The organism is Secundilactobacillus muriivasis (genome assembly GCF_054785195.1).
In genome coordinates this window covers 38205-58761 of the sequence record NZ_BAABMI010000010.1, presented here as the reverse complement: position 1 = coordinate 58761, position 20557 = coordinate 38205, and the positions used below count along the sequence as shown (strand labels likewise).

The 20557-nt window shown below is 45.9% G+C and carries 21 protein-coding genes and 3 tRNA genes; 10 read left to right on the top strand and 14 right to left on the bottom strand.

What is annotated here, in order from left to right; translation table 11 throughout:
- The first annotated feature begins 148 nt into the window (after positions 1 to 148).
- Positions 149 to 514 carry a hypothetical protein gene (locus tag ACYVR3_RS02775; RefSeq protein ID WP_461243019.1) on the top strand — a complete coding sequence of 122 codons (366 nt, stop codon included), beginning with the start codon at positions 149 to 151 and terminating at the stop codon, positions 512 to 514.
- 115 nt (positions 515 to 629) lie between these two features.
- On the opposite strand, the gene ACYVR3_RS02770 is transcribed toward ACYVR3_RS02775, so the two are convergent.
- The gene (locus ACYVR3_RS02770; protein WP_054737033.1) at positions 630 to 1772 is read right to left on the bottom strand and encodes a serine hydrolase; all 1143 of its coding nucleotides are present in this window, start codon (positions 1770 to 1772) and stop codon (positions 630 to 632) included.
- Between the two features lie 295 nt (positions 1773 to 2067).
- On the opposite strand from ACYVR3_RS02770, the gene ACYVR3_RS02765 reads away from it, so the two are divergent.
- The 4 genes from ACYVR3_RS02765 (at position 2068) to ACYVR3_RS02750 (ending at position 3255) form a co-directional block, all read left to right on the top strand.
- Positions 2068 to 2454, top strand: a complete 387-nt coding sequence (locus ACYVR3_RS02765) for a fluoride efflux transporter FluC (RefSeq protein ID WP_461243018.1) — start codon at positions 2068 to 2070, stop codon at positions 2452 to 2454.
- The gene (locus ACYVR3_RS02760) at positions 2451 to 2801 is read left to right on the top strand and encodes a fluoride efflux transporter FluC (RefSeq protein ID WP_082405134.1); all 351 of its coding nucleotides are present in this window, start codon (positions 2451 to 2453) and stop codon (positions 2799 to 2801) included. The genes ACYVR3_RS02765 and ACYVR3_RS02760 overlap by 4 nt, the downstream gene beginning before the upstream one ends.
- A gap of 11 nt (positions 2802 to 2812) precedes the next feature.
- A complete protein-coding gene (locus tag ACYVR3_RS02755; RefSeq protein ID WP_156301787.1) occupies positions 2813 to 2998 on the top strand; it encodes a hypothetical protein in 186 nt (61 codons plus the stop codon).
- A gap of 89 nt (positions 2999 to 3087) precedes the next feature.
- Positions 3088 to 3255 (top strand): hypothetical protein, encoded by a 168-nt coding sequence (locus tag ACYVR3_RS02750; RefSeq protein ID WP_156301788.1) that lies wholly within the window; start codon positions 3088 to 3090, stop codon positions 3253 to 3255.
- A gap of 112 nt (positions 3256 to 3367) precedes the next feature.
- Here the strand turns inward: ACYVR3_RS02750 and ACYVR3_RS02745 are convergent, their stop codons facing one another.
- Together ACYVR3_RS02745 and ACYVR3_RS02740 are read right to left on the bottom strand one after the other, a co-directional pair.
- Positions 3368 to 3640 carry a hypothetical protein gene (locus ACYVR3_RS02745; RefSeq protein ID WP_054737028.1) on the bottom strand — a complete coding sequence of 91 codons (273 nt, stop codon included), beginning with the start codon at positions 3638 to 3640 and terminating at the stop codon, positions 3368 to 3370.
- 275 nt (positions 3641 to 3915) lie between these two features.
- On the bottom strand, positions 3916 to 4092 hold the full coding sequence (locus ACYVR3_RS02740; protein WP_156301789.1) for a hypothetical protein: 177 nt from the start codon (positions 4090 to 4092) through the stop codon (positions 3916 to 3918).
- Between the two features lie 315 nt (positions 4093 to 4407).
- On the opposite strand from ACYVR3_RS02740, the gene ACYVR3_RS02735 reads away from it, so the two are divergent.
- On the top strand, positions 4408 to 4833 hold the full coding sequence (locus ACYVR3_RS02735; RefSeq protein ID WP_461243017.1) for an OsmC family protein: 426 nt from the start codon (positions 4408 to 4410) through the stop codon (positions 4831 to 4833).
- Positions 4834 to 4955: 122 nt separating this feature from the next.
- Here the strand turns inward: ACYVR3_RS02735 and ACYVR3_RS02730 are convergent, their stop codons facing one another.
- Positions 4956 to 5411 carry a MarR family winged helix-turn-helix transcriptional regulator gene (locus ACYVR3_RS02730; protein WP_054737030.1) on the bottom strand — a complete coding sequence of 152 codons (456 nt, stop codon included), beginning with the start codon at positions 5409 to 5411 and terminating at the stop codon, positions 4956 to 4958.
- 238 nt (positions 5412 to 5649) lie between these two features.
- Between ACYVR3_RS02730 and ACYVR3_RS02725 the strand changes: the two genes are divergently transcribed.
- From ACYVR3_RS02725 to ACYVR3_RS02710, 4 genes are read left to right on the top strand one after another with little or no spacing between them, the layout of a single operon-like run.
- Complete coding sequence (locus tag ACYVR3_RS02725) at positions 5650 to 6462, top strand: LicD family protein (protein WP_461243034.1); 813 nt, start codon at positions 5650 to 5652, stop codon at positions 6460 to 6462.
- A 20-nt stretch (positions 6463 to 6482) separates the two neighbouring features.
- The gene (locus tag ACYVR3_RS02720) at positions 6483 to 8015 is read left to right on the top strand and encodes a Ppx/GppA phosphatase family protein (RefSeq protein ID WP_461243016.1); all 1533 of its coding nucleotides are present in this window, start codon (positions 6483 to 6485) and stop codon (positions 8013 to 8015) included.
- On the top strand, positions 8012 to 10186 hold the full coding sequence (locus tag ACYVR3_RS02715) for an RNA degradosome polyphosphate kinase (RefSeq protein WP_461243015.1): 2175 nt from the start codon (positions 8012 to 8014) through the stop codon (positions 10184 to 10186). The genes ACYVR3_RS02720 and ACYVR3_RS02715 overlap by 4 nt, the downstream gene beginning before the upstream one ends.
- Positions 10186 to 11145, top strand: coding sequence for a Ppx/GppA phosphatase family protein (locus tag ACYVR3_RS02710; protein ID WP_461243014.1), 960 nt, complete (start codon positions 10186 to 10188; stop codon positions 11143 to 11145). The genes ACYVR3_RS02715 and ACYVR3_RS02710 overlap by 1 nt, the downstream gene beginning before the upstream one ends.
- A gap of 444 nt (positions 11146 to 11589) precedes the next feature.
- Here the strand turns inward: ACYVR3_RS02710 and ACYVR3_RS02705 are convergent.
- The 10 genes from ACYVR3_RS02705 to glmS form a co-directional block, all read right to left on the bottom strand.
- Positions 11590 to 11661: transfer RNA gene (locus ACYVR3_RS02705), tRNA-Asn, on the bottom strand.
- A 41-nt stretch (positions 11662 to 11702) separates the two neighbouring features.
- A tRNA-Asn gene (locus ACYVR3_RS02700) sits at positions 11703 to 11774 on the bottom strand.
- Between the two features lie 40 nt (positions 11775 to 11814).
- A tRNA-Asn gene (locus tag ACYVR3_RS02695) sits at positions 11815 to 11886 on the bottom strand.
- Between the two features lie 64 nt (positions 11887 to 11950).
- Complete coding sequence (locus ACYVR3_RS02690) at positions 11951 to 12259, bottom strand: hypothetical protein (protein WP_057152113.1); 309 nt, start codon at positions 12257 to 12259, stop codon at positions 11951 to 11953.
- 626 nt (positions 12260 to 12885) lie between these two features.
- Positions 12886 to 13971, bottom strand: a complete 1086-nt coding sequence (locus tag ACYVR3_RS02685; RefSeq protein WP_461243013.1) for an ABC transporter ATP-binding protein — start codon at positions 13969 to 13971, stop codon at positions 12886 to 12888.
- Positions 13972 to 14138: 167 nt separating this feature from the next.
- Positions 14139 to 14987: a glucosaminidase domain-containing protein gene (locus tag ACYVR3_RS02680; protein WP_461243012.1), complete on the bottom strand. Its 849-nt coding sequence runs from the start codon at positions 14985 to 14987 to the stop codon at positions 14139 to 14141.
- Positions 14988 to 15194: 207 nt separating this feature from the next.
- On the bottom strand, positions 15195 to 16400 hold the full coding sequence (locus ACYVR3_RS02675) for a glucosaminidase domain-containing protein (RefSeq protein ID WP_461243011.1): 1206 nt from the start codon (positions 16398 to 16400) through the stop codon (positions 15195 to 15197).
- 184 nt (positions 16401 to 16584) lie between these two features.
- A complete protein-coding gene (locus ACYVR3_RS02670) occupies positions 16585 to 17292 on the bottom strand; it encodes a glucosamine-6-phosphate deaminase (protein ID WP_057152126.1) in 708 nt (235 codons plus the stop codon).
- A gap of 128 nt (positions 17293 to 17420) precedes the next feature.
- The gene (locus tag ACYVR3_RS02665; protein ID WP_202813656.1) at positions 17421 to 17570 is read right to left on the bottom strand and encodes a hypothetical protein; all 150 of its coding nucleotides are present in this window, start codon (positions 17568 to 17570) and stop codon (positions 17421 to 17423) included.
- Positions 17571 to 18541: 971 nt separating this feature from the next.
- A complete protein-coding gene (glmS, locus tag ACYVR3_RS02660; RefSeq protein ID WP_461243010.1) occupies positions 18542 to 20359 on the bottom strand; it encodes a glutamine--fructose-6-phosphate transaminase (isomerizing) in 1818 nt (605 codons plus the stop codon).
- Positions 20360 to 20557: the final 198 nt, after the last annotated feature.

Below are 20557 nucleotides of genomic sequence, written 5' to 3'. Positions count from 1 at the left end.
ATTGCGACTAACACTGGATTTAATTTGACAAATCTCACCAAAGCCATTAGTCTGAGTTGTAGACAGCAACCGGTTACCCATCATTATCACTTCATCCGTCTGTTGAGCAGCACCCGGATGATTATTTTTTTCATTAAGAAGGGATAACATGACAAAATTACCAAAATACAACGAGCAACAGTGGACCAACGCGCGCGATGCTGTGATGCAGGAGTATCAAGATTATATTGAAGAACTGCGCCAACAAGGCGTTGATTTTACGATTAAGAATTCACGTAAGTTACTCATCTACCAAGATTTGATTGCCGAATGGCAACATCATATGCCAACGGTCATGTCCGACCTAGAAGATAATCCGTTTGTGTTGACCCTTTTCGATGAGCTGAAAAAACACAAAAAGAGCACCCTGTTAGAACGCGCCTACCAAAACATGTCATCATGGGCTAACTTCAACCCTTTGGCACTGACCCTTTGGCTGGAACTTTCAGAGGATGAAACGATTACCGAATATTAGCGCGATGAGAAAGAACCCATGTCTTTGAGACACTGCGGTTCTTTTTTATTTGAAACTTAAAAGGCGTTGCCAAGCCCATATCAGGACTCAGCAACGCCTTTAGTCGTACTATCGATTAAATTAAGTTTGAATTGTAAACGTAGTTCATTAATGACCGCGTTTCGGTAAATTCATCTTCATCATGAAGCACAACGGTGATCAACCGATCGTGCCCACTCTTCTTACCCGTTCCGACGAAGCAGTAACCCGCAAGTCCGGTGTAGCCGGTCTTCAGGCCATCCACGTTGAGGGAAGCTTGGTAGTATTTCCGACCTGGTAACAGGTTATTATAGTTGTAGCATAGTTGACCCGCAACAGTAAGTGAGCCCTTGCTAGCATCCGTCAAAACGGCTGGGTAGTCGTTGATCAGGTGCTTAGCAATGAGCGCAACGTCCTTAGCAGATACTAAGTTGGCATCGCCACCACTGACTGAGTAGCCGTACGAACGGAGGGCTGATTGTTCCATCCCATTAGCTGAAACGAAGCTGGCCTTACCAAGATTCCATTTGGCTGCTTGGGCGTTCATCAGTTTAATGAACTTGGTGTTGTAGCTTGGTGTTGACCCACCAGCAACCCACTGACCAAGCGCGATGGCGGCGTTATTCGATGATTCGATCAACGCGGCATCGTACAATTGCTTAACCGTGTAACTGTTCTTGGTAAACTTAAAGCCACCATAGGTACTTGAGTTCCCCATTGACTTCAAGCCTGAATAACTGGTTGTTACCTTAGAATCCCAGGTTGCACTGGTATCGTCAACCTTTTGTTCGACAAGGTAAAGGGTCATCAACTTCGAAACTGATGCAATTGCCCGTGGGGTGTTGGCGTTCTTTGACCAAAGCACCTTCCCCGTTGAGGCGTTCATTGCAACTGCCGCTTTGGCATACTTCAACGAAAGTGGCGCCTTACCAGCCGTTAAATACTTGTGCCAAACGTAACCGGAAACGGTGCCGGCACCATTTTTAACCGCGTAGTAAATGGCCTTAGTTGAGCCATGCTTTAAGACGACCTTCTTTGTCGCGTACCAAGTGGTGTTGGGGTACTTTGACAAGCTTGCCAATTTCTTAGTGTGTGTTAAGTTGTAAACCGCTCCGGAAGCGGAAGTGCGGTGATAAGCAGTCGACGTCATTGACGTGGTGCTGACAACGCTATAACTCGCTGCTGACGCGGATGTAGTGGTGGTCATGAGACCGAAAATCGCCATTAAAAAGGCAATCATCACGAAGACCGCGCGTTGAGACTTTGTTTGTGTATTTGTCATGTGATCCTCCTTGTTTATTATCAAAAATAGCATGCACCCCTCCGGAAGACAACGGCTGACATGGAATTGTAACTAAATTGTGAGAAAGTGAAATAACTGATCCACGTCAATTACTACTGAACCGGCACCCTGATTATGATCAGATTAGTGCCGTTTCGAATCGTCGATGTCAAACTTTCCTTCCCCTGCTTGAAGTTTCTCCCACAGACGCCTAGACTAAATAAATATTCTTAATCCGAAAAGGAGGCTTTCAATGTTAAAACGAATCATTGCCATCTTTGTCTTTGGGTTCCTGGGAAGTGCAATCCGTCTTGGGTTAACCACGCTTTTAGGCACCCATCACTACCTCACCATCTTTTGCATCAATGTAGTTGGCTCGCTCTTACTTGCCTTAATTACTCAGGCCCTACCACGATTGCTACCAATTAGTCCGGCAATTCTCAGTGGCCTAAGTGTCGGTCTAATTGGCAGTTTTACCACTTTTTCAACCTTCAGCGTGGACACCGTCACGCTTATGCAACAGGCAGGGGGCCTACTTGCCGGACTTTACTTTGCTGGTAGTCTATTTTGTGGGTGTCTGGCTGCCCTTTGGGGGCGTCAGCTTAGTCACAAATGGGTTGAAGGGCGGCGATTTCAATGATGATAACCATCCTGATTTGCCTCGCTGGTGCCATCGGTGCCGTATGTCGGTTTGGTATCACCCAACTTGGTAATCGTATCTTCAATTGGGTGCCACTGCCCCTCGCAACTCTGGTCATCAATCTTAGCGGTGCGTTCGCGCTTGGCGTTTTAGCCGGTGCGTTCGCCGCCACGACCACCATCTGGCTCGTTGGGAGCGGCTTTATGGGCGGTTTCACCACTTTTTCAACGTTCAGTAACGAAGTCGTGACCCTGTTTAACAAACGACGATTACTTGCGATTGGTTACTTAGCACTCACCGCATTTGGTGGTGTCTTGTTGGCGGCACTCGGTGCAAGTTTAGCTTGAGGAGGCTCGTTTTGAAAAATGTACTAGTTGAACTCTTTGTTCTATTATTAACGATTCTTCTCTTCTTAATTGGCATGACACAGTTTAACCAGCCAAATCACCCTAAACATCAGCGGTTATCGGTCATGTCGACTAGTTTAGTTCTACATACAATATCTTTAAATAACCGAAATACCAGCAAAGTCATGACGTTTTAATTCATCCTCGAAAAAAAGATGCATATTGCTCCCCTTTTCCAATCACCCCCGCTATAATGGTGGCAACATTGATTAAGGAAGTGACACATATGCAAGCGAACCAATTTAATGATCACCACTCACAGCCACACATTGACGATAACCAAGTCCGTCCCGTAACCCCTAAGGACGTTCAACAAGTTCACGATCCCGCCGTTTTAAGTTACCTACAGGCGCATTCCTTTGGGATCGATCCTCGAACGAACCGATTCTTCTAGTCTTCTGTAGACGAGATAAAAATAATGCCGCGGATTCCTCAACATTAGGAATTTGCGGCATTATTTTGTATTTTCACTTATTCAGTTTTTATAGACACGCGTTGTGTTTCGACTACCCCTCTTCAGGATCATCAAGGTCACGTTCAATATCAATTCCGTACAGCTGATTAACAGCTGCTTCTTTTGGTGCTTGGTGAACGACCAAAATGGTAGTTGCGCCCTTGCTGCTGACGTAACCCGCAAAACTGGTGACCTCTTCAACAACGTACGCTAACCCATCGGAGTGAATGATGTACTGTCCCGCAACCGGCATGGTTTCAAAGTACACCTTGTTCATCCGAATATAATCATCTTCATCATGCAACACAACCATTACTTTATACAACACGTTGACTCCTCTCAATGATGCCCAGCTCGTCAAAATTCGTTTCGCACCAACCCAGACGAGCCATAGATTGATGTCCGTTAATTTTATTAAACCACGGTTAAATGTGGATAGCAAGCGCCCCAATGCTCTACTACATGAACACCAATCACGACTTAACCCTCTAAATCTAACATGGGGCGCTCAACGCAAGCTACCTCCAAAATAGCTTGGGTTGAACGCCCCAATCAGTTATCCTAATCATCTAAGCTCATATTCAGTCCGATTGCCAACAACTAATCGTGATTCAGCTTCGGGCGCACCCGGCGTTCCCCATACTGCCGGTTATACGCTTCAGCTAAGGCCTTAAACCGAGTCATCGCCTCTGGTTCGATCAGCTCTCCCTGCTGGCCGAGTTGGTGCATCCAAGCGCGTTGCACCGCTGGATGGCTCGAGAAGTCAATCATGCTCATTATTGATTCCCTCCAAATAAGTTAAATCTGCCCAACCTCCTTCGATAGTCCTATTATAGCGCATCAATCAATAATGGTCTAGTTATTAATCGTTAATTATTAAATAACTCAGTCAAAACAAGAAGTTGTTATAACGCGCTTATCAGTGTCCTTTTGCGCATTGTTACTCAACACAGCATTTAAAATATATCAAAAAGATTATAAAAATTGGTATACCTCTGAAATGATAAAATTAGTTCCGCCTAATTTCAGTGATAAATAATTGAAATCGGTTTTGAAAGCGGTTAAACTAACACCATTAGGAGGTTATTTGGTATGACACTAGAACGAAATGGTAAACGATACATTAAAAAATACGAAACGGACGCTATTAATCAAGATGGCCTCAACGGCGCAGCGTACATTCCAAACGGCTTAGCCGTCGTCGTTAGTGATCCGCTAAAGGATACGCCGGGTGCCAACCCCGAACAGTTGCTCGGCCTGTCTTTGAGTACCTGCATGGGGGCAACGTTACAGGCAATTGAACGCGAAAACGACCTCCCGCACCGGGCAAAAGTTCGGGTTCACGTCACCATGGTCAAGGGGACTGGCGGCCTCGAATTTTTAGTTGATGCCAAGATTCAAATTCCGGGCATCTCCCACGATCAAGCCGTCGATTTCGTTCATCAGGCTGAAAAACGGTGTCCGGTTTCAAAACTTCTCAGTAATAGCGGTAATTACACGCTGGAAGTGATTGATTAAAATTGATAAGCCAAATAGCCCCACATGCCCATCGCGAGACATGTGAGGCTATTTCATCTTCATGAGGTTAACTGGTCCAGCTCATGGTCGCCAATCAACAACCAGTCGTTCGCTTGTGGCGTCTACTCGCTGGCCTTACCATTATTCTCTAGCTTGGCAACTTCACTGAATTCTTTAATAAAGTCAAGCAACGATTCCGCTTTTTCCTGTCCAAAGATGTTCACCCAGCTGGTAAACCGGTCGCTTGCCTTTTGGGTCACGATTTCTTCAATTTGACGGCCACGAGGGGTCAAGTGCAGGTATTGACGTCGGTGATCCTTATCATCACGTTGTTGATAAATGTAATCAAGATTCAACAACACTTTGATCTGCCGTGAAATAGCGCTTCGCGTCACACCGCGGTTATCGGCAATTCGGGCAAGGGTCACGTTGCTCTTCTCCGCGATGTCGTGCAAAATGAGGTACTGCTCAAACGACAAATTGTAGGCCGTTGCGGGTTCTGAAACAAACGAATCCAGGTATTTTAGTGATTTGATATACACATCAATATATTCATCAAGCAACTGTTGAACTTTCATAATTTCCACCCATTTTTCTATAATATATCCCTTAGTATCCTATCATTAACCCCGTTAAATTACCACTCGCTGAGTTAAAAAAACGCGACTTGCCACCCGTGCATTTCAGCCCGCCTATGGTAAGATTAAGGTAAATCAATCAACGATTCGATAACGTTGCTCCCGAACTGGTCCAGTTGGCCAGCGACGCCTGTTCGCTGTCGATCGTTTTACTACTTTACCTAGGGAGGCAACACTCATCGACTTAACAACCCGTATTCACCGAGTTGAACTCGGCAACTTAAAACAGATCATCGACATTTGTGACGACTTATCATTAAACTACTTTCTCATCGGCGGGTCCCTCCTAGGCGCCATCCGTCACAAGGGCTTCATTCCCTGGGACGATGACATGGATATCGGCATGACCCGAAACGATTATGAGCAGTTCGCCAAATACGCCCCGGCACGACTTCGCGACAGTCACTACTTTCTTCAAACCGCCTATTCCGACCATAACTACGGTTTTAGTTATATGAAGCTACTGGATCGCTATACTTATATTGAAGAGAAAAATAACGCTAATAACGCGCGTAAAGGGGTGTTCATCGATATCTTCCCCTTCGATCGAATTCCCGATGACCCAGCTAGTCGTCGTAATCAGATCACGCGGTTTAAACTACTTGATAGCCGCATCATTTTAAAAGCTGGTTACGGGTTAATCGAAACCCCACTTCGGCGCCTCAAACCCGACCTGGATCCCGATCAAATTGAATCGATCACCGACCTCAAACAAGAGCGCGACCAAGTTATGCGTCAGTACAACGCTGGACCGTTCCTTAACCTCAAAAATCTGGCCTCACAGTACGCCTACGACAAAGAAATTTTGACCGTTGCAGAAAGTACGCATTTGACAACGGTACCTTTTGAGTCGTTGTCGGTGAAGGTGCCGGTTGATTACGACGCCATTCTGACGCGACTTTACGGCGATTACATGACATTGCCACCGGAACATCAACGGACAGAAAAGCACATTAGTAAGTTAATTATGGACAACCAAGTATTTCAATAAGTTTTATGGAGGCGATAGTCATGCCAAACCACTATTTTGGCACTATGATCGTGACGGTTCAGGGTCTAGAACTTCTCATTGTTGACCTGAAGACCCTTAAACCAATTGAACGGGTGCATAAAGAACTCCCTGTTGGCGACGACCTTTATCAGCACCAACCCATTAACTTCGAGTTAGTGAGTCAGATGTCCTCGGCGCTCCGGGGATTTCTCCAAATTATCAACGATTACCAGATTTCGGACTACCAGCTTTGGGGGAGCGAAGCCTTGTCGCGTGCACTCAACGCCGATTTTATCGCCGACCAGCTATTCTTACGGACGGGGGTTCAGATTCACTGGCTATCGATCAGTGAAGAAACCTATTACCGTAACCAAGCGGTCTTACTGGATCTGCGACAGGAGAAACACACCAAGCGCGGCCAACTGATTCACTTTATCGGCATCAATTCTGGGAACACAAGCATTACCCAGTTCTGCGACCTCTCCTTCGTATACTCGACCCACTTTTCACTGGGGCCCGTTCGAATTGCTGAGGATCTGCAAAGTTTACGTCAAAGTGCCCCTAACTCAGTGGAGGTCCTTCGAGACTACATCGACAGTAAATTGACCGATGTGAGTCAGTTACTTCCTAGCGAAGCCATTGCGGGTCCTAGTGAGGTTATCTTACTGGGGTCAATGCCGTTAAGCCATTTAACCCTGAACACCACGCAGCAGGCGACGTTATCAATTGACGAGTTCGATGCGTTATTTGACCAAGTCGTTGATGCTTCTGATCAATATCTGATCGATCAACTGGGCGTTCCTGAAACCGAAGTCCCCCTGCTGTTGCCGGAAATGCTGTTGTTGCGAAAACTACTGCGCTTTACGCAAGCAACCTCCGTGCATTTTTCCCACAACACCGTCCTCGACGGTCTCGCCATTAACGAGTCCATTCGGGCCGGGTTTAGCAATTACGATTTTTCGGAGCAAACCATTACCGCTGCTGAAAATATCGCGAACCACTACAACGTGGAGCCGATTCATCAACACTTGGTGACCAAGTTTGCGCTCCACTTGTTTGATCAGTTAAAGCCGATCCATCAATTAGACAAGCGCGCTCGATTACTCTTGCAAGTTGCCTCGATTTTACATGATGTCGGCGCCTACATTGATACTCACGAGCACTACTTACACTCTGATTACATCATTCAGCACTCCAACATCGTCGGACTATCAGTCCACGAACGACAGTTAATTGCAGCAATCACCCGTTACCATAGCACAACCACCCCGAGTGAAGATTTAAGCCACTTCCAAAAAATGGCCACTTCTGAGCGATTATTGATTGCAAAACTGGCGGCCATTCTGCGATTAGCGGATGCGCTGGACGATGACCGGCAGCAAAAAATCAAACGAATCTCCGTTTCCATCAAATCGCCAGCCGTTGTCATCACCGTCTTCAGCAACGACAATTTATCGTTTGAAAACTGGGAGTTCGCCTTCAAGAGTCGATTCTTTGAAGAAACCTTTGGTCTGAAACCCCGTCTTAAACAAAGGAGCGTGACAGCAAAATGAGTGGTAAACGAAACTACAATGATCCTAACTACTACACCAACCGCGAACTCAGCTGGTTAGCCTTCAACGACCGGGTTTTAGAAGAATCCCGGGATAAGCTAAACCCGCTGTTGGAACGCCTAAAGTTTTTAGGGATCACCCAAAACAATCTGGATGAATTCTTCATGGTTCGGGTCGCCTCACTGGCTAAATTAGCAGCGGTTGACTACCCCAAACCTGATGCGTCCGGAATGACCGCGGAAGAACAACTTCGAGCGGTGAATAAACAGGCGCACGAGATGTTAGTCAAGCAATATAACACCCTCAACCGGTCACTGTTACCGGCCATCGTTACGGAAAACATTTTTCTAAAATCAATCGATGACCTAACGGATGCCCAGTTCCAGTTCATCAAAGGTTACTTCCATGATGAACTCTATCCGGTCCTAACCCCAATGGCTGATGATAGTTCTCGGCCATTTCCGTTCATTGCAAACGACACCTTGAATCTTGCAATTCAACTCGTTCAAACCGATGATCCTGACACTAAGTTATACGCAACGTTACAGATTCCCGATGTTTTCCCACGAGTGGTTCGTTTACCTGGTGAGGAAAACAGTTTTATCCTCCTCGAAGACATCATTAAAGCCTTCGTTGGCCAGCTGTTTGTCAATTACCAAGTCACTGAAAGTGCTGTATTCCGGGTGATTCGGGATATGGACCTCGATGTCGCTGAAGAAGATACCTCCGACCTCCTCAAGGAAGTCCAGCAGCAGCTCAAACTTCGTGAACACGGAAACGTCATCCGGCTTGAAATCGAAAACACCATTAGCAAAAAAGTCCTGAAGCGTCTCACCAAGCAACTCAGCATTCCGGACTACGCCTTTTATGAAACGAGCGGCCCCGTTGACCTGACCTTCTTGAATAAGCTCGCTAGTGCGGTCGTGAACCACCCCGAACTCAAATACCCGAAGTTCACTGCCTACCAAGCTAAAGCGCTCGATCACAACCACAACATTTTTGATGCGATTCGGTCTCACGACTGGCTGATGCAACACCCGTACGATAAGTTTGACGCCGTTGTTGAATTTATTCGCCAAGCCTCCGTTGATCCCGACACCTTAGCCATCAAAATGACGCTTTACCGGGTTTCTGGTGACTCACCAATCATTCGTTACCTTGGCCGCGCCGCTCAAAATGGCAAACAGGTCACCGTTTTGGTCGAAGTCAAAGCCCGGTTCGATGAACAAAATAACGTTCACTGGGCTAAACAACTTGAAAAAATGGGCTGTCACGTTATTTACGGTTTGATTGGCTTGAAGACCCACTGTAAGCTATCGCTCGTTGTCCGCCGTGAACAAGGTGATATTCGCCGGTATATGCACATGGGAACTGGTAACTACAACGACGTTACCGCCCACTTCTACACCGATATGGGCATTTTCACCGCTAACAATGACATGGGCATCGATGCCACCAATATTTTCAACATGTTATCCGGCTACTCAAAGCCGCCTTACTTCCACCAGCTCCACATTTCACCAAAGGGGATTCGCGAATTTATTGATGATAAGCTCGATCAAGCCATCGCACTCGCCAAACAGGGCAAACCCGTCACGATCCGAATGAAAATGAACTCACTATCAGATCAAAAGATGATTGCGCACCTCTACCGTGCTTCTCACGCAGGTGTGAAGATTCACCTGATTATTCGCGGTATCTGCTGTTTGAAAGTTGGCATCGAAGGCATCAGTGATAACATCACCGTTCACTCCATCGTCGGTCGTTTCTTGGAACACAGTCGAATTTACATCTTTGACTTTAACGGTCAGCGCACAACCTACCTTGCCAGTGCGGACCTGATGACCCGTAACTTGAATCGGCGGGTAGAACTTCTCTTCCCCATTAATCAATCAGACCTTGAGGAACAGGCCAATCAAATTTACGATACCATGTGGAACGACAACCTGAAGACTCGAGTACTGACACCTGACGATACCTACCGTCGAGTTGACCGTCGCGGATTGACGGCGTTGGACGCTCAAACGTATTTTGCCGAAGCAGCCAGCGCTAAAGTGGCCCGTGATCAACAACTTGAAGCGGCAGCTAAACCAACGGAATTTCAACCCATGCTCAGTCCAGAAAACCAACCTAATCCGTTGAACTATGATGATGGGAGTGACCCCGACTAATGGAAAACTTTGCTGTGATTGATCTAGGCTCCAACTCAGCCCGGATGACCATTACCCAAATCAACAACGACGGCACGACACAGGCCGTCAAACAAATGAAACAATATGTACGTTTATCTGAAAACATGGGACCCAAAAAGGTGCTCCAACCAGAAGCAATCGATCGGACCCTTGAAGCGTTAAACGACTTTAAGGCCGTGTACAGCGGCCTCGACAATTTACATCTAAAAGCCGTTGCAACCGCTGCAACACGTCAGGCCAGCAACCAAAAGAAATTTCTTAAACTCGCAGAAGCTCAACTCGGGGTACCGCTCGAAGTTCTTCCTGGTACCATGGAAGCTTATTACGACTACCTTGGCGTCAGCGAAACGTTACCCTCAACCAATGCCGTTATCCTAGACACTGGCGGCGCAAGCTCTGAGATCGTGCTCGTTCAAAATGGCGCAATCAGTCACTTGATTAGCATTCCATTGGGAAGCGTTAACCTGACTCAGCAGTTTTTATCGCCCGACACCATTACGGCTAATTCACTTTTTGACGCCATGACCTTCTTCAATGATATTTTAAATAACGTCTGGTGGCTCCGAAACGGCCTTAACCTCCCCGTCATCGGGCTAGGTGGTAGTAATCGAACCATGGCGAAAATCAACCGCCGTTTCAACAACATTCTGGATTCCGAAGACATCCACGGCTATCGACTAAGCCGTCAGGCCATCGATGACACCTTTTCACGAATTGTGAGTCAGGACTTAGAAGGACGTAAAGCGATTCCGGGCTTGAGCAAGGACCGAGCCGACATCATCGTTGGTGGTCTCATTCCATTAGTGCTGTTGATGCGCTATCTTGATTCAGACCACATCACCTTTTCAAACAGCGGTCTTCGTGAAGGCATCTTGTTTGAACACCTCAAGGCGTTACAGACTGAAGCCGTTCATGATGAGATGACGGATGATTTATAATAATTGACATACAGTTTGACCACAGCATGCTTCATTGAGTGCTGTGGTCTTTTTTTAGCTTTGTCACTGTCGTTTGTGTCCAGCGTAAGTGTTGAGTGCAGTTTTGAGTGTCGGCTGTTTGTCGTCGCTTCGCTCGCCAAAGCCGCATGAAAACCGGCGCTCTCAGGCTACAAAATTCGGCGCCGCTTAAACTGTCATTTCTAGGGTTCCTGTCACTGCAAAAACTTGTCAACCACGCGCTTTCTGGCCACCACGCCGAATGGTGCTGCGCGAGACTGAGAGCTGCATGCAAGGCGACATCGGTAAACCCGCCAGGCCCGGGCGCCTTCACCGATGTCGCCTTGCACACTGCTCTCAACCCGTCTCGCTCCGCACACTTACGCTGGACACAAACGACAACAAAAAAGTCACCCATCAAAATGATGAGTGACACACGACTTATGACTGCCCCGGCTGGGTTCGAACCAGCGACCTCCTGATTAACAGTCAATTATTCTACCACTGAACTACGGGGCAATAATTAAATTGATGTTACTGTTTGAAACTTAAATGGTGAACTGCCCCGGCTGGATTCGAACCAGCGACCTCCTGATTAACAGTCAATTATTCTACCACTGAACTACGGGGCAATCATGTATACTATAAACTCATAAATGAATATTTATGAAACTGCCCCGGCTGGGTTCGAACCAGCGACCTCCTGATTAACAGTCAATTATTCTACCACTGAACTACGGGGCAAAAACACCATGTAATATTTATACCATAAACTCTCATACTATGCAAATCTTTTTCGCAGAAGAATTTAACCAATATGGTTTTCTTTTAAGACCATATTAACCTCGTTTTGAATCTTTTCGGGTTTCTCCCACTCTTCGAAATGATCCAACGCTTCCGTTGGCATCTCATAATTTTCATTCACATAGTCTTCGTAAGCAACCACGTGTGGTGAATGAGGAATGTTGAGTTGTAAAATTCGCACCTGTTTAATATAACCGCGCTCGGCAGCCAATTCGGCTCGACCATTTTGGACCATATTACTGATCTCCATGTACTTCGAACCATCCAGACGGGTAATTTCTTCGATCAACGTAAACGTTTCATGACTCTTCATTCTACGCCCTCCTTCATCGCAACTTGATTAGTATACCATAAAATAATTGACAGTGAAATATTTTTTCAAGACATCAATCAATCTTTGAAAACTGCTAAATCAACACCTTTCATCCTTAAATCTTGTTTTATAAGGTCTGATTAATCCCTATTTATAGATACCAAAAAGCCACTATCGGCTGATAGTGGCGGCATAAGAGAGAAAGAGAATTGATTAGAAGGTAATTATTCATACCTTACAAGAACTAATATAAGGCATTTTGTAAGCGCTGTCAACAGCTTTATTAATATATTTTTCCGGTTTTGGTTTTTTAGCAACAAAAGTTAATTATTGATTGCTAATTTGTGCATGATGGCGGTCTAGGGACAGCATCAAACATCGCTTTTAGGCTACTCACGTCCCCAAATCCCAAACTTCCTTTATTTCAACACGCACCCAGTTATTCGGACAACAAAAAAAGCCTTCATCACTGACGGCTTTTCGATCATTTGATTCAATTGTCAAATGAGAGATGGGCCTACTCATCGCTAGACAAGTAGGTGGTAAATAAATGGTTAATTAAAGAATACCATTATAAATTAGAAAAGTCCACATTTATGATGATAATTCTTTAATTAAATTTTCATTTATTTTAATTTATCATAACTCCCAACAACGCTAACGTGTTCTGTTGGGTGCACCAGGTTAGTTGGGTTGGTCACAACTTCACTCAGTGAGTGGCCTGACACGTTGACCCAGCAGAACAGAATAAACAGCGCGAGTACCGCAAAGGTTAACACCCGGTTGCCACCTGACATCTTTTCGCTAATGACTGAGCCATAGAAATCATGCTTAACCTTTGCTGCAACGTTCTTTTCTTCAGGATTGGCTTCTTGCCGCACCGCCACTGCTTCAGCTTGATAAGCATCAATATCAAACGCCTTTTGGGCTTCCTTCATCCGTCGCTGGAAGTGCTTCTTTTCCTTCTTATCCAGGTTCTTAAACCACTTAACGAACGACTTGTAGTTCTTCACAACATCCGCCGTAGGGCCAACCTGCTTCAAGGTACCGTAGTGAATCCACGCAACCCGATCACAGAGCATTTCAATCTGCTTTAATGAGTGACTGACGAAGATAATGGTCTTACCCTCTTCTTTAAATTCAGTGATTTTGTCCACACACTTTTGGTAGAACGTATCATCACCAACGGACAGAGCTTCATCAATAATCAAAATATCAGGGTTAACGTGAACCGCAATTGAGAATCCCAACCGGGATTTCATCCCACTTGAGTAGCTCTTGACAGGTTGATACAAGAAATCGCCAATATCAGCAAAACTGACAATATCATCCATTAACTGATCAATTTCTTCGTTGGTCAATCCCTGCATTAACGCTTTCAAGCGAATGTTTTCTAATCCGGTCAAATTGCCTCGTAGGCCAGCCCCAATTGCAATAATCGAGGTGTCACCACGAACGTCAACAATCCCAGTCGTTTGCGGAATAATCCCTGAAATGATGTTGGATAACGTCGATTTACCTGAACCGTTGACCCCAATTAAGCCCATCGTTTCACCGGCTTTAATCTCCAACGAAATGCCCATTAAGGACCAAAAATGAGGGACTGGTTTGCGGTTAAGGGCGAAGAACGCCTTTAACTTATCCGACTGAGTCTTAAATAATTCGTACTCTTTCGTTACATTTTGAACTTTAATTTTATAATCAGTTGCCATGTCTAATGTCTTCCTTACCTCTGTTTTAAGTCGCCTACATCATCGTTATCGGCGACCAGTAACGGTGAGTTTTACTGCCGTTATGCGCGACCAGTATTGCGCCGCACATATGCGTCATTATAGCAAAGTTCTCTTAGTTAAGATAGACTCACCGTCATCGTCAAACGTTATTTAGTTGCTAAATTCAGTAAATCTGTTAACTGAACCCAGCCGGTTGCTTGGGCGGTCTTAACCTGATACCAAATCGTTTGTGATTTAGTAATAATGCCCCGCTGAAGCACAGTTACCTTTTGATTGGCTAACTGATCCGTTTTGATGGACTTCGCCTTGACGCTTGGTCCGGGAACATTCTTATAAAACCGAATCGTGCCTGATTTCACCGTTGCAGTGCCATCGTAAGTTGCGTAGCTCACGCCGGGGGTGATCACCGTCGTATGGTCAGCATCGGTCGCGTGGGCCGTTGCCCGGTCAAAGCGATCATGTAGGTCGTACTGCGCAATTATTTGATTGAGCTTGTCCTGATAATTCGTATCAGTCGCATAGTTCTTGGCCACGATTGCGGTCGCTGACATATACGAATCGGCATTTTCACGCCAAGCACCCTGATATAAAAACGGGTTCCAAGTCGTCCCGCCCCGCAACACTTTAGCATAATCGTTCAACGATGCTGCGATACTTGGGTATGCTTTAAACTGGGCAAGCGTTTTATACAAATCGCCACTGGTGTTCGCTTCCGACGTTGACATCGTCACCGAACGACCGCCATAATTGCCCTTCACGCCAAAGTAATTGTTGGCCTGGGTCGATAGCGCGCTCGTTCCCCAGTCACTCTCCAAAGCCGCCTGAGCCATCATAACGGAGCCGTACAGGTGATACTTCCGGCTGACTTGTAACACTGGGGTACTGAGTTCATCGATAAACGCTGTGTGACTATCTGCTTGAGCCGTGATGCTACTGCCGACCCCAACCGACAGCAACACCCCGAGCGTTAACGTTACTTTTTTCCAAAACCTCATTGAGTCAAGTCTCCATTCTAAATGTTCTAAGCCGTGCCTATTATACCGGTTTTTCACGATTGTACAAGAACCTCGCGATAAAAATAAGCAAATCCTTAACCAATTGGCGCTAAATACCTGAAAAGGCATCACAAATTCCAATTTTGGAATCCATGATGCCCCTTGATCATTAAGTGTCAAAATTGGTAGTCCGTTGCTTATTTAACACTAACCTACCTTTGAAAATGCACTTGCTTTCACCCAGCCAGTAACATCACCGGCACTAAATCGGTACCACGTCGTCGTAATGCCGCTTTGGACGTGCGTTGCCTTTTCGTTCACGGTCACTTTTTGGTTCTTCAATGCATCGGTGGTCGTTAACTTCTTCGCGAGATAAGCCGAGTTATAAACGTGGTTATAAACCGTCTCGGATGTCGAGCCAATCGTCGCTGACGTCTCTAACTTACTATAAGTCGTTTTTGGGAAAGTCAGCGCCTTTTTGTACACCCAGTACTTCTTAGCAGTTGTTTGCTTGCTAAACCGGATCCGGTACCAGTTTGTCTTGGTAGCCGACTTGTACGCCCGACCATCGAGCCAAACTGGCCGATTTGTCCAACCACCAATCGTATACCAGCTATACTTGGTCGTTTTATAAGCACTCCCTTTAACGTGATTATAAATCGCGTAATTTCGGAAGCGACTCCCTAATACCACTGATTGGCCATTCTCACCCGTGGTATAAGTAATCTTCTTTGACTTAGTTGTTGACGTCGTATTCGTCGCCCCTGTTGTCGGCGTCGTTGGGGTTGTTGCGGTACTGCTACTGTTTGCGCTACTACTATCAGCAGTTGAACTCTCACTTGCCACACTACCGCCACTATCAAGCGTTGATAACCCATACGTTTGAATCAAATTGATCAACGACGTGCCATAAGTTGGTGCAGTCGCGTACTTACCCGTCAACGCATTGGCAGCATCTTGATAAGTGGCCGCGTTCTCACGCCAGGTGCCAGAATAGTAACTACTATCCCATGCTGTCCCATTACGTAACAATTGCGCATTATCGACCATTGATTCTTGCACACTTGGGTATTTTTTAAATGCCGCGTTGGTGTAATACAACTGTCCGTTTGCGTCATATTCGGCCGTCGACATCGTTACCGACTGACCGTTATAACTGCCTTTCACGCCAAAATAATTGTTTGCTGACGTTGACAGTTGACTCGTGCCCCAGCCACTCTCCAGCGCTGCTTGCGCCATCATGACTGATGGATACAATTTGTACTGGTTCGCAACGGTTTTAACTGGCGTTGATAACGTGCTAATAAACTGTGTCGTTTGGGTACTAGCTGCCGGTTTCACCTGGTCAGCCCCCACTAACCCACACGCCACCAAGCCGGTCAAAGCCAGCTTGAGGATGATTGGTTTTCGCATCTTTGCGTCTCCTCCTCGACATACCTATGATGTTAAGGCCATTATATCGGGATTTCTAGGTGGCTTCAATAACGAGAACATTACAATTCAACCAACGGCCACTCAATTTTTTAATTCATAAAAAAAAGAGAGCGATGTCACCATCTGCCTCTCTTATGCCGTACTGTTTAGTTTTAAGCGAAACTTACTTGGTTAATAAACTTGCTGATGCCTCATCAAGAATAACCGTCACGTGGTTGTGATTTTGTAAGAAACTGGCTGGTACATCGGTCGTTACTGGGCCTTCAATCATGGCCTTAACCGCTGCGGCTTTTTCTTCACCATAGGCTTCTAACAAGATCTGGTGACTCTTCATAATTGAAGCAATTCCCATTGAGTACGCATAACGTGGCACATCAGTTTCATGTTCAAAGAACCGGGCATTCGCCTTGATCGTTGATTCAGTTAACGTCACCTTGTGAGTGCCCATGGCTGGATCAGTCCCAGGTTCGTTAAAACCAATGTGGCCGTTTTGACCTAAGCCCAAAATTTGAAGATCAATCGGGTTGTCAGCAATGATCTGGTCGTAGCGCGCCATTTCATCAGCGGCATCCGCGTTCATGCCATTTGGCACGTAAGATTGTGCAAATGGTTTTTGATCAAATAAGTGAGTCTGCATAAAGTAATGGTAACTTTGTGGGTGGGTTGGTTCCAATCCGACGTATTCATCAAGGTTAATGGACGTCATTTGACTAAAATCAAGGTCGCTCTTAATAATGGCGTCGTACGTCGTCACCGGCGTACTCCCCGTAGCAAGGCCGTAAACCTTTGCTCCGTTTTCGTAGGCTTCCTTAAATACTTGATAGCCTTGTTGACCGCCTTCTAGCCGATCCTTAACGACAATCACATTCATTTTTGCTTTCGTTGATTCTGACATGGATTCCGCCACTCCTTTTGTTGGTATAGTCCAATAATAAGCTATCTAGACCAATATTGCAAGCAAAAGGCACCTAAAATCGGACTTTCGCTCCCACCAACTCATTAATACTTAGGCTGACGAGCACCTTTACTGCGGTCACCACGCTTGTTTGCAGCTAATGTGTTTTGTTGCGATTTAAATTTTTCCCACGTTGCATCCCGTTTAGCAGACGCCTGTTTGTTAGACGCCGTTCTTTTTTTCGTAAATTTCATTCTAATCATCTCTCTTCTATGCGCGATTCTATCACGAAAACTGGTTTAGGTCTAATACTGGGATTTGAGTTATCTATTTTGACTGTCGATTGTGTCCAACGTAAGCATTCTTGTGTTCAGTTTGTGAAGTGCAGTGATTTGCTTGGACTGTCGATTCCGGTCAGCGCCTAGGTTCCTGCTGTGGGGCCGGCCTGAGCCGAAGAGCGGTCTCAGTCCTCGAATTCAAGCCTCGCCAAAATTCATGCGAGTCTTCAATTCGTCCCCGATAATTGGCGATTGTTGGAAGTTCGTCAACAACCACCAATTATCGCGACACAGCATCCACCTAGCCGCTGACCGGAATCTTACATTGGCGCAGTTCGGCACTATCGCAGAACATCTCAAAACGCGTTGAACGGTAACGTCATCTTATCAAATCAACATAGACGTGACGGTCAACTGATGAAGCTCGACATCACGCAACCGTTAGTCCATTGCGGTTACTGAACATTGACCACAATTGCTTCCGTAGTTGTCGAGTTATCGTCTAACGTTGCCGGTACACAGTTTAGTCAACTTCAATATGTGACAGTCAGCGGTTCTGGTTGACAACAGCGCACCATGTAGTTGGAGGCGGAGGCGCGCGAGGCTCAGCAGTGTCGGTATGACTTGGGCAATCGTGCCCCGTGGGGTTCGGGGTGCGAGTGCCTTAGTCATACGCGGGCCCGGAGAGATCCGGCATGGCGGTCCTCAGCCATTCCTAGCTCGTAGGCCCGCGACCCAGCGAAGCTTGGAAGCCTATCTGGCCACTGCGTTCCAGCCTCGCATAGTGCCGGAGCCTCCCGCGGCATCCTCCCACTATCTAAACCCAGAATCATTTCACAAACTAAACACGCTTACGCTGGACACAACCGACAGCAAAAAAAGCGATGCCACTCTACTAACGTAGAATCGCATCGCTCAAATTAAACATTCATTTCAGTCACAGTCGACTATTCAACCGTCACACTCTTGGCCAAGTTCCGTGGCTTATCAACGTCTAAGCCCTTGTGTAAACTCGTGTAGTAAGCCAACAATTGCGTTGGTACAACGCTCAACAATGGTGTCATGAGTTCATCAACCTCTGGCAAGACGATGTTATCGCCATCCTTTGCCAAGTTTTCGCTCACAATGGTGATGATCTTCGCACCACGTGCCATCGTTTCTTGTAAGTTTGACCGGGTCAAACCAGCCGTCTTAGCTTGCGTGATGATCCCGATAACTGGCGTACCTTCTTCAATCAACGCAATGGTCCCGTGCTTTAATTCACCCGAAGCAAACCCTTCTGCTTGTACGTAAGAGATTTCCTTCAACTTCAACGCTGCTTCCAATGAAACGCTCCAGTCGAGGCTCCGACCAATGTAGAAGGCGTTTGAGGTGTTTAAGAAATCATCCTTGGCTAACTGTTCAATTTCAGATTTAGCATCAACGATGGCTTGGATTCCAGTTGCTACTAACCCGAGTTGTTGGCGAATATCGAACCGTTGGGCAACGATTTGGTTGTCGGATTCGCCCAAGGCCTTCGCTAAGATTGCTTCAATTGCAATTTGAGCCGTGTATGCCTTGGTTGAGGCAACCGCAATTTCTGGACCGGCGTGTAGCAACAACGTGTAGGTTGCTTCCCGTGATAACGTTGAGTTTTGAACGTTCGTGATCGTTAAGCTTTCGTACCCAGCAGCGTTAACGTTAACTAATACTTCACGACTATCAGCCGTTTCACCACTTTGTGACAAGAAGATGAAAAATGGCTTCTTTGACAAGATAGGTTGTTCGTAAGCAAATTCTGAAGAAATATGAACTTCAGTTGGCGTTTGAGTTAAGTTTTCAAATAACCGCTTGCCGACTAAGCCCGCATGGTAACTCGTCCCGGCCCCAACGATGTAGATCCGGTCAGCTTGCTTCATTGATGATAACAACTTGTCGCTGATAACGGGTTCGCCAGTTTCTGATAGGTAAACTTGGGCTAACTTCCGCATCACGTTAGGTTGTTCGTCGATTTCCTTCAACATGTAGAATGGGTAAGTCCCCTTATCGGTTTCATCCGCATTCATGTCAACGTGGAAGGTATCACGTTCAACCGCGTTGCCGTCCTTATCTTCGATCTTGATGCTGTCTGGCTTGATGGTCACAACTTCGCCGTCCATCAATTCCAAGAAATCGTGAGTTTCACGCAACATAGCTAAGGCGTCCGAACAAACCACGTTGAAGCCATCGCCGACCCCAACCAACAATGGGCTCTTATTCTTGGCAACGTACAACGTATCAGGATCTTCGCGGTCCATTAATAAGAACCCGTATGACGAACCTTTTAGTAACGTCAAAGCCTTAACGAATGCGTCGTGGGCGTTCAAGTTTTCTTCAACGGCCAACTTGTCGATCAATTGGACAACGACTTCAGTATCGGTTTGGCTTGTAAATGGTACATCACTGAGGTAATCACTCTTCAGTTCTTGGAAGTTATCGATCACACCATTGTGGACCAAGTAGAACCGGTTATCCTTAGACACTTGTGGGTGGGCGTTATCAACGCTAACAACCCCATGAGTTGCCCAGCGCGTGTGGCCGATCCCGGTGGAACCGTGAACATCTGGACCAATTTCGCGCTTCAAATCAGCGATTCGACCCTTTTCTTTCACGAGATAATCTTCACCGCTTTGGTCGTTTACATAAATACCGGCTGAATCGTAACCTCGGTATTCCAGCTTTTGGAGACCATCTAATAAGATTTTTACGGCATTATCACTACCGGTGACACCAACAATTCCACACATATGCTTTCATCCTCGAATTTTCATGATTTTTAAATTGGTATAGACTCAATTAAATTAATTAACTCTTAAGAACATGTATACTTTACAGCGATTAACGAACTGTGTCAATAATTAAGTTTAAAGTGGTATAGATTGAAAATGATTTATTTCGGCCACAAGTTAGCAAAAGGCAGTTTTCAAACAGATTTGTTTGAAAAC

Excerpts from the sequence above, each read along its gene's own strand:
- ACYVR3_RS02775 (WP_461243019.1), top strand. The coding sequence starts at position 149 with ATGACAAAATTACCAAAATACAACGAGCAACAGTGGACCAACGCGCGC.
- ACYVR3_RS02690 (WP_057152113.1), bottom strand. The coding sequence starts at position 12,259 with ATGAAGAGTCATGAAACGTTTACGTTGATCGAAGAAATTACCCGTCTG.
- ACYVR3_RS02680 (WP_461243012.1), bottom strand. The coding sequence starts at position 14,987 with ATGAGGTTTTGGAAAAAAGTAACGTTAACGCTCGGGGTGTTGCTGTCG.
- glmS (WP_461243010.1), bottom strand. The coding sequence starts at position 20,359 with ATGTGTGGAATTGTTGGTGTCACCGGTAGTGATAATGCCGTAAAAATC.
- ACYVR3_RS02675 (WP_461243011.1), bottom strand. The coding sequence starts at position 16,400 with ATGCGAAAACCAATCATCCTCAAGCTGGCTTTGACCGGCTTGGTGGCG.
- ACYVR3_RS02750 (WP_156301788.1), top strand. The coding sequence starts at position 3,088 with ATGCAAGCGAACCAATTTAATGATCACCACTCACAGCCACACATTGAC.
- ACYVR3_RS02765 (WP_461243018.1), top strand. The coding sequence starts at position 2,068 with ATGTTAAAACGAATCATTGCCATCTTTGTCTTTGGGTTCCTGGGAAGT.
- ACYVR3_RS02685 (WP_461243013.1), bottom strand. The coding sequence starts at position 13,971 with ATGGCAACTGATTATAAAATTAAAGTTCAAAATGTAACGAAAGAGTAC.
- ACYVR3_RS02740 (WP_156301789.1), bottom strand. The coding sequence starts at position 4,092 with ATGAGCATGATTGACTTCTCGAGCCATCCAGCGGTGCAACGCGCTTGG.
- ACYVR3_RS02770 (WP_054737033.1), bottom strand. The coding sequence starts at position 1,772 with ATGATTGCCTTTTTAATGGCGATTTTCGGTCTCATGACCACCACTACA.
- ACYVR3_RS02665 (WP_202813656.1), bottom strand. The coding sequence starts at position 17,570 with ATGAAATTTACGAAAAAAAGAACGGCGTCTAACAAACAGGCGTCTGCT.
- ACYVR3_RS02710 (WP_461243014.1), top strand. The coding sequence starts at position 10,186 with ATGGAAAACTTTGCTGTGATTGATCTAGGCTCCAACTCAGCCCGGATG.
- ACYVR3_RS02670 (WP_057152126.1), bottom strand. The coding sequence starts at position 17,292 with ATGAATGTGATTGTCGTTAAGGATCGGCTAGAAGGCGGTCAACAAGGC.
- ACYVR3_RS02735 (WP_461243017.1), top strand. The coding sequence starts at position 4,408 with ATGACACTAGAACGAAATGGTAAACGATACATTAAAAAATACGAAACG.
- ACYVR3_RS02760 (WP_082405134.1), top strand. The coding sequence starts at position 2,451 with ATGATGATAACCATCCTGATTTGCCTCGCTGGTGCCATCGGTGCCGTA.
- ACYVR3_RS02730 (WP_054737030.1), bottom strand. The coding sequence starts at position 5,411 with ATGAAAGTTCAACAGTTGCTTGATGAATATATTGATGTGTATATCAAA.
- ACYVR3_RS02715 (WP_461243015.1), top strand. The coding sequence starts at position 8,012 with ATGAGTGGTAAACGAAACTACAATGATCCTAACTACTACACCAACCGC.
- ACYVR3_RS02720 (WP_461243016.1), top strand. The coding sequence starts at position 6,483 with ATGCCAAACCACTATTTTGGCACTATGATCGTGACGGTTCAGGGTCTA.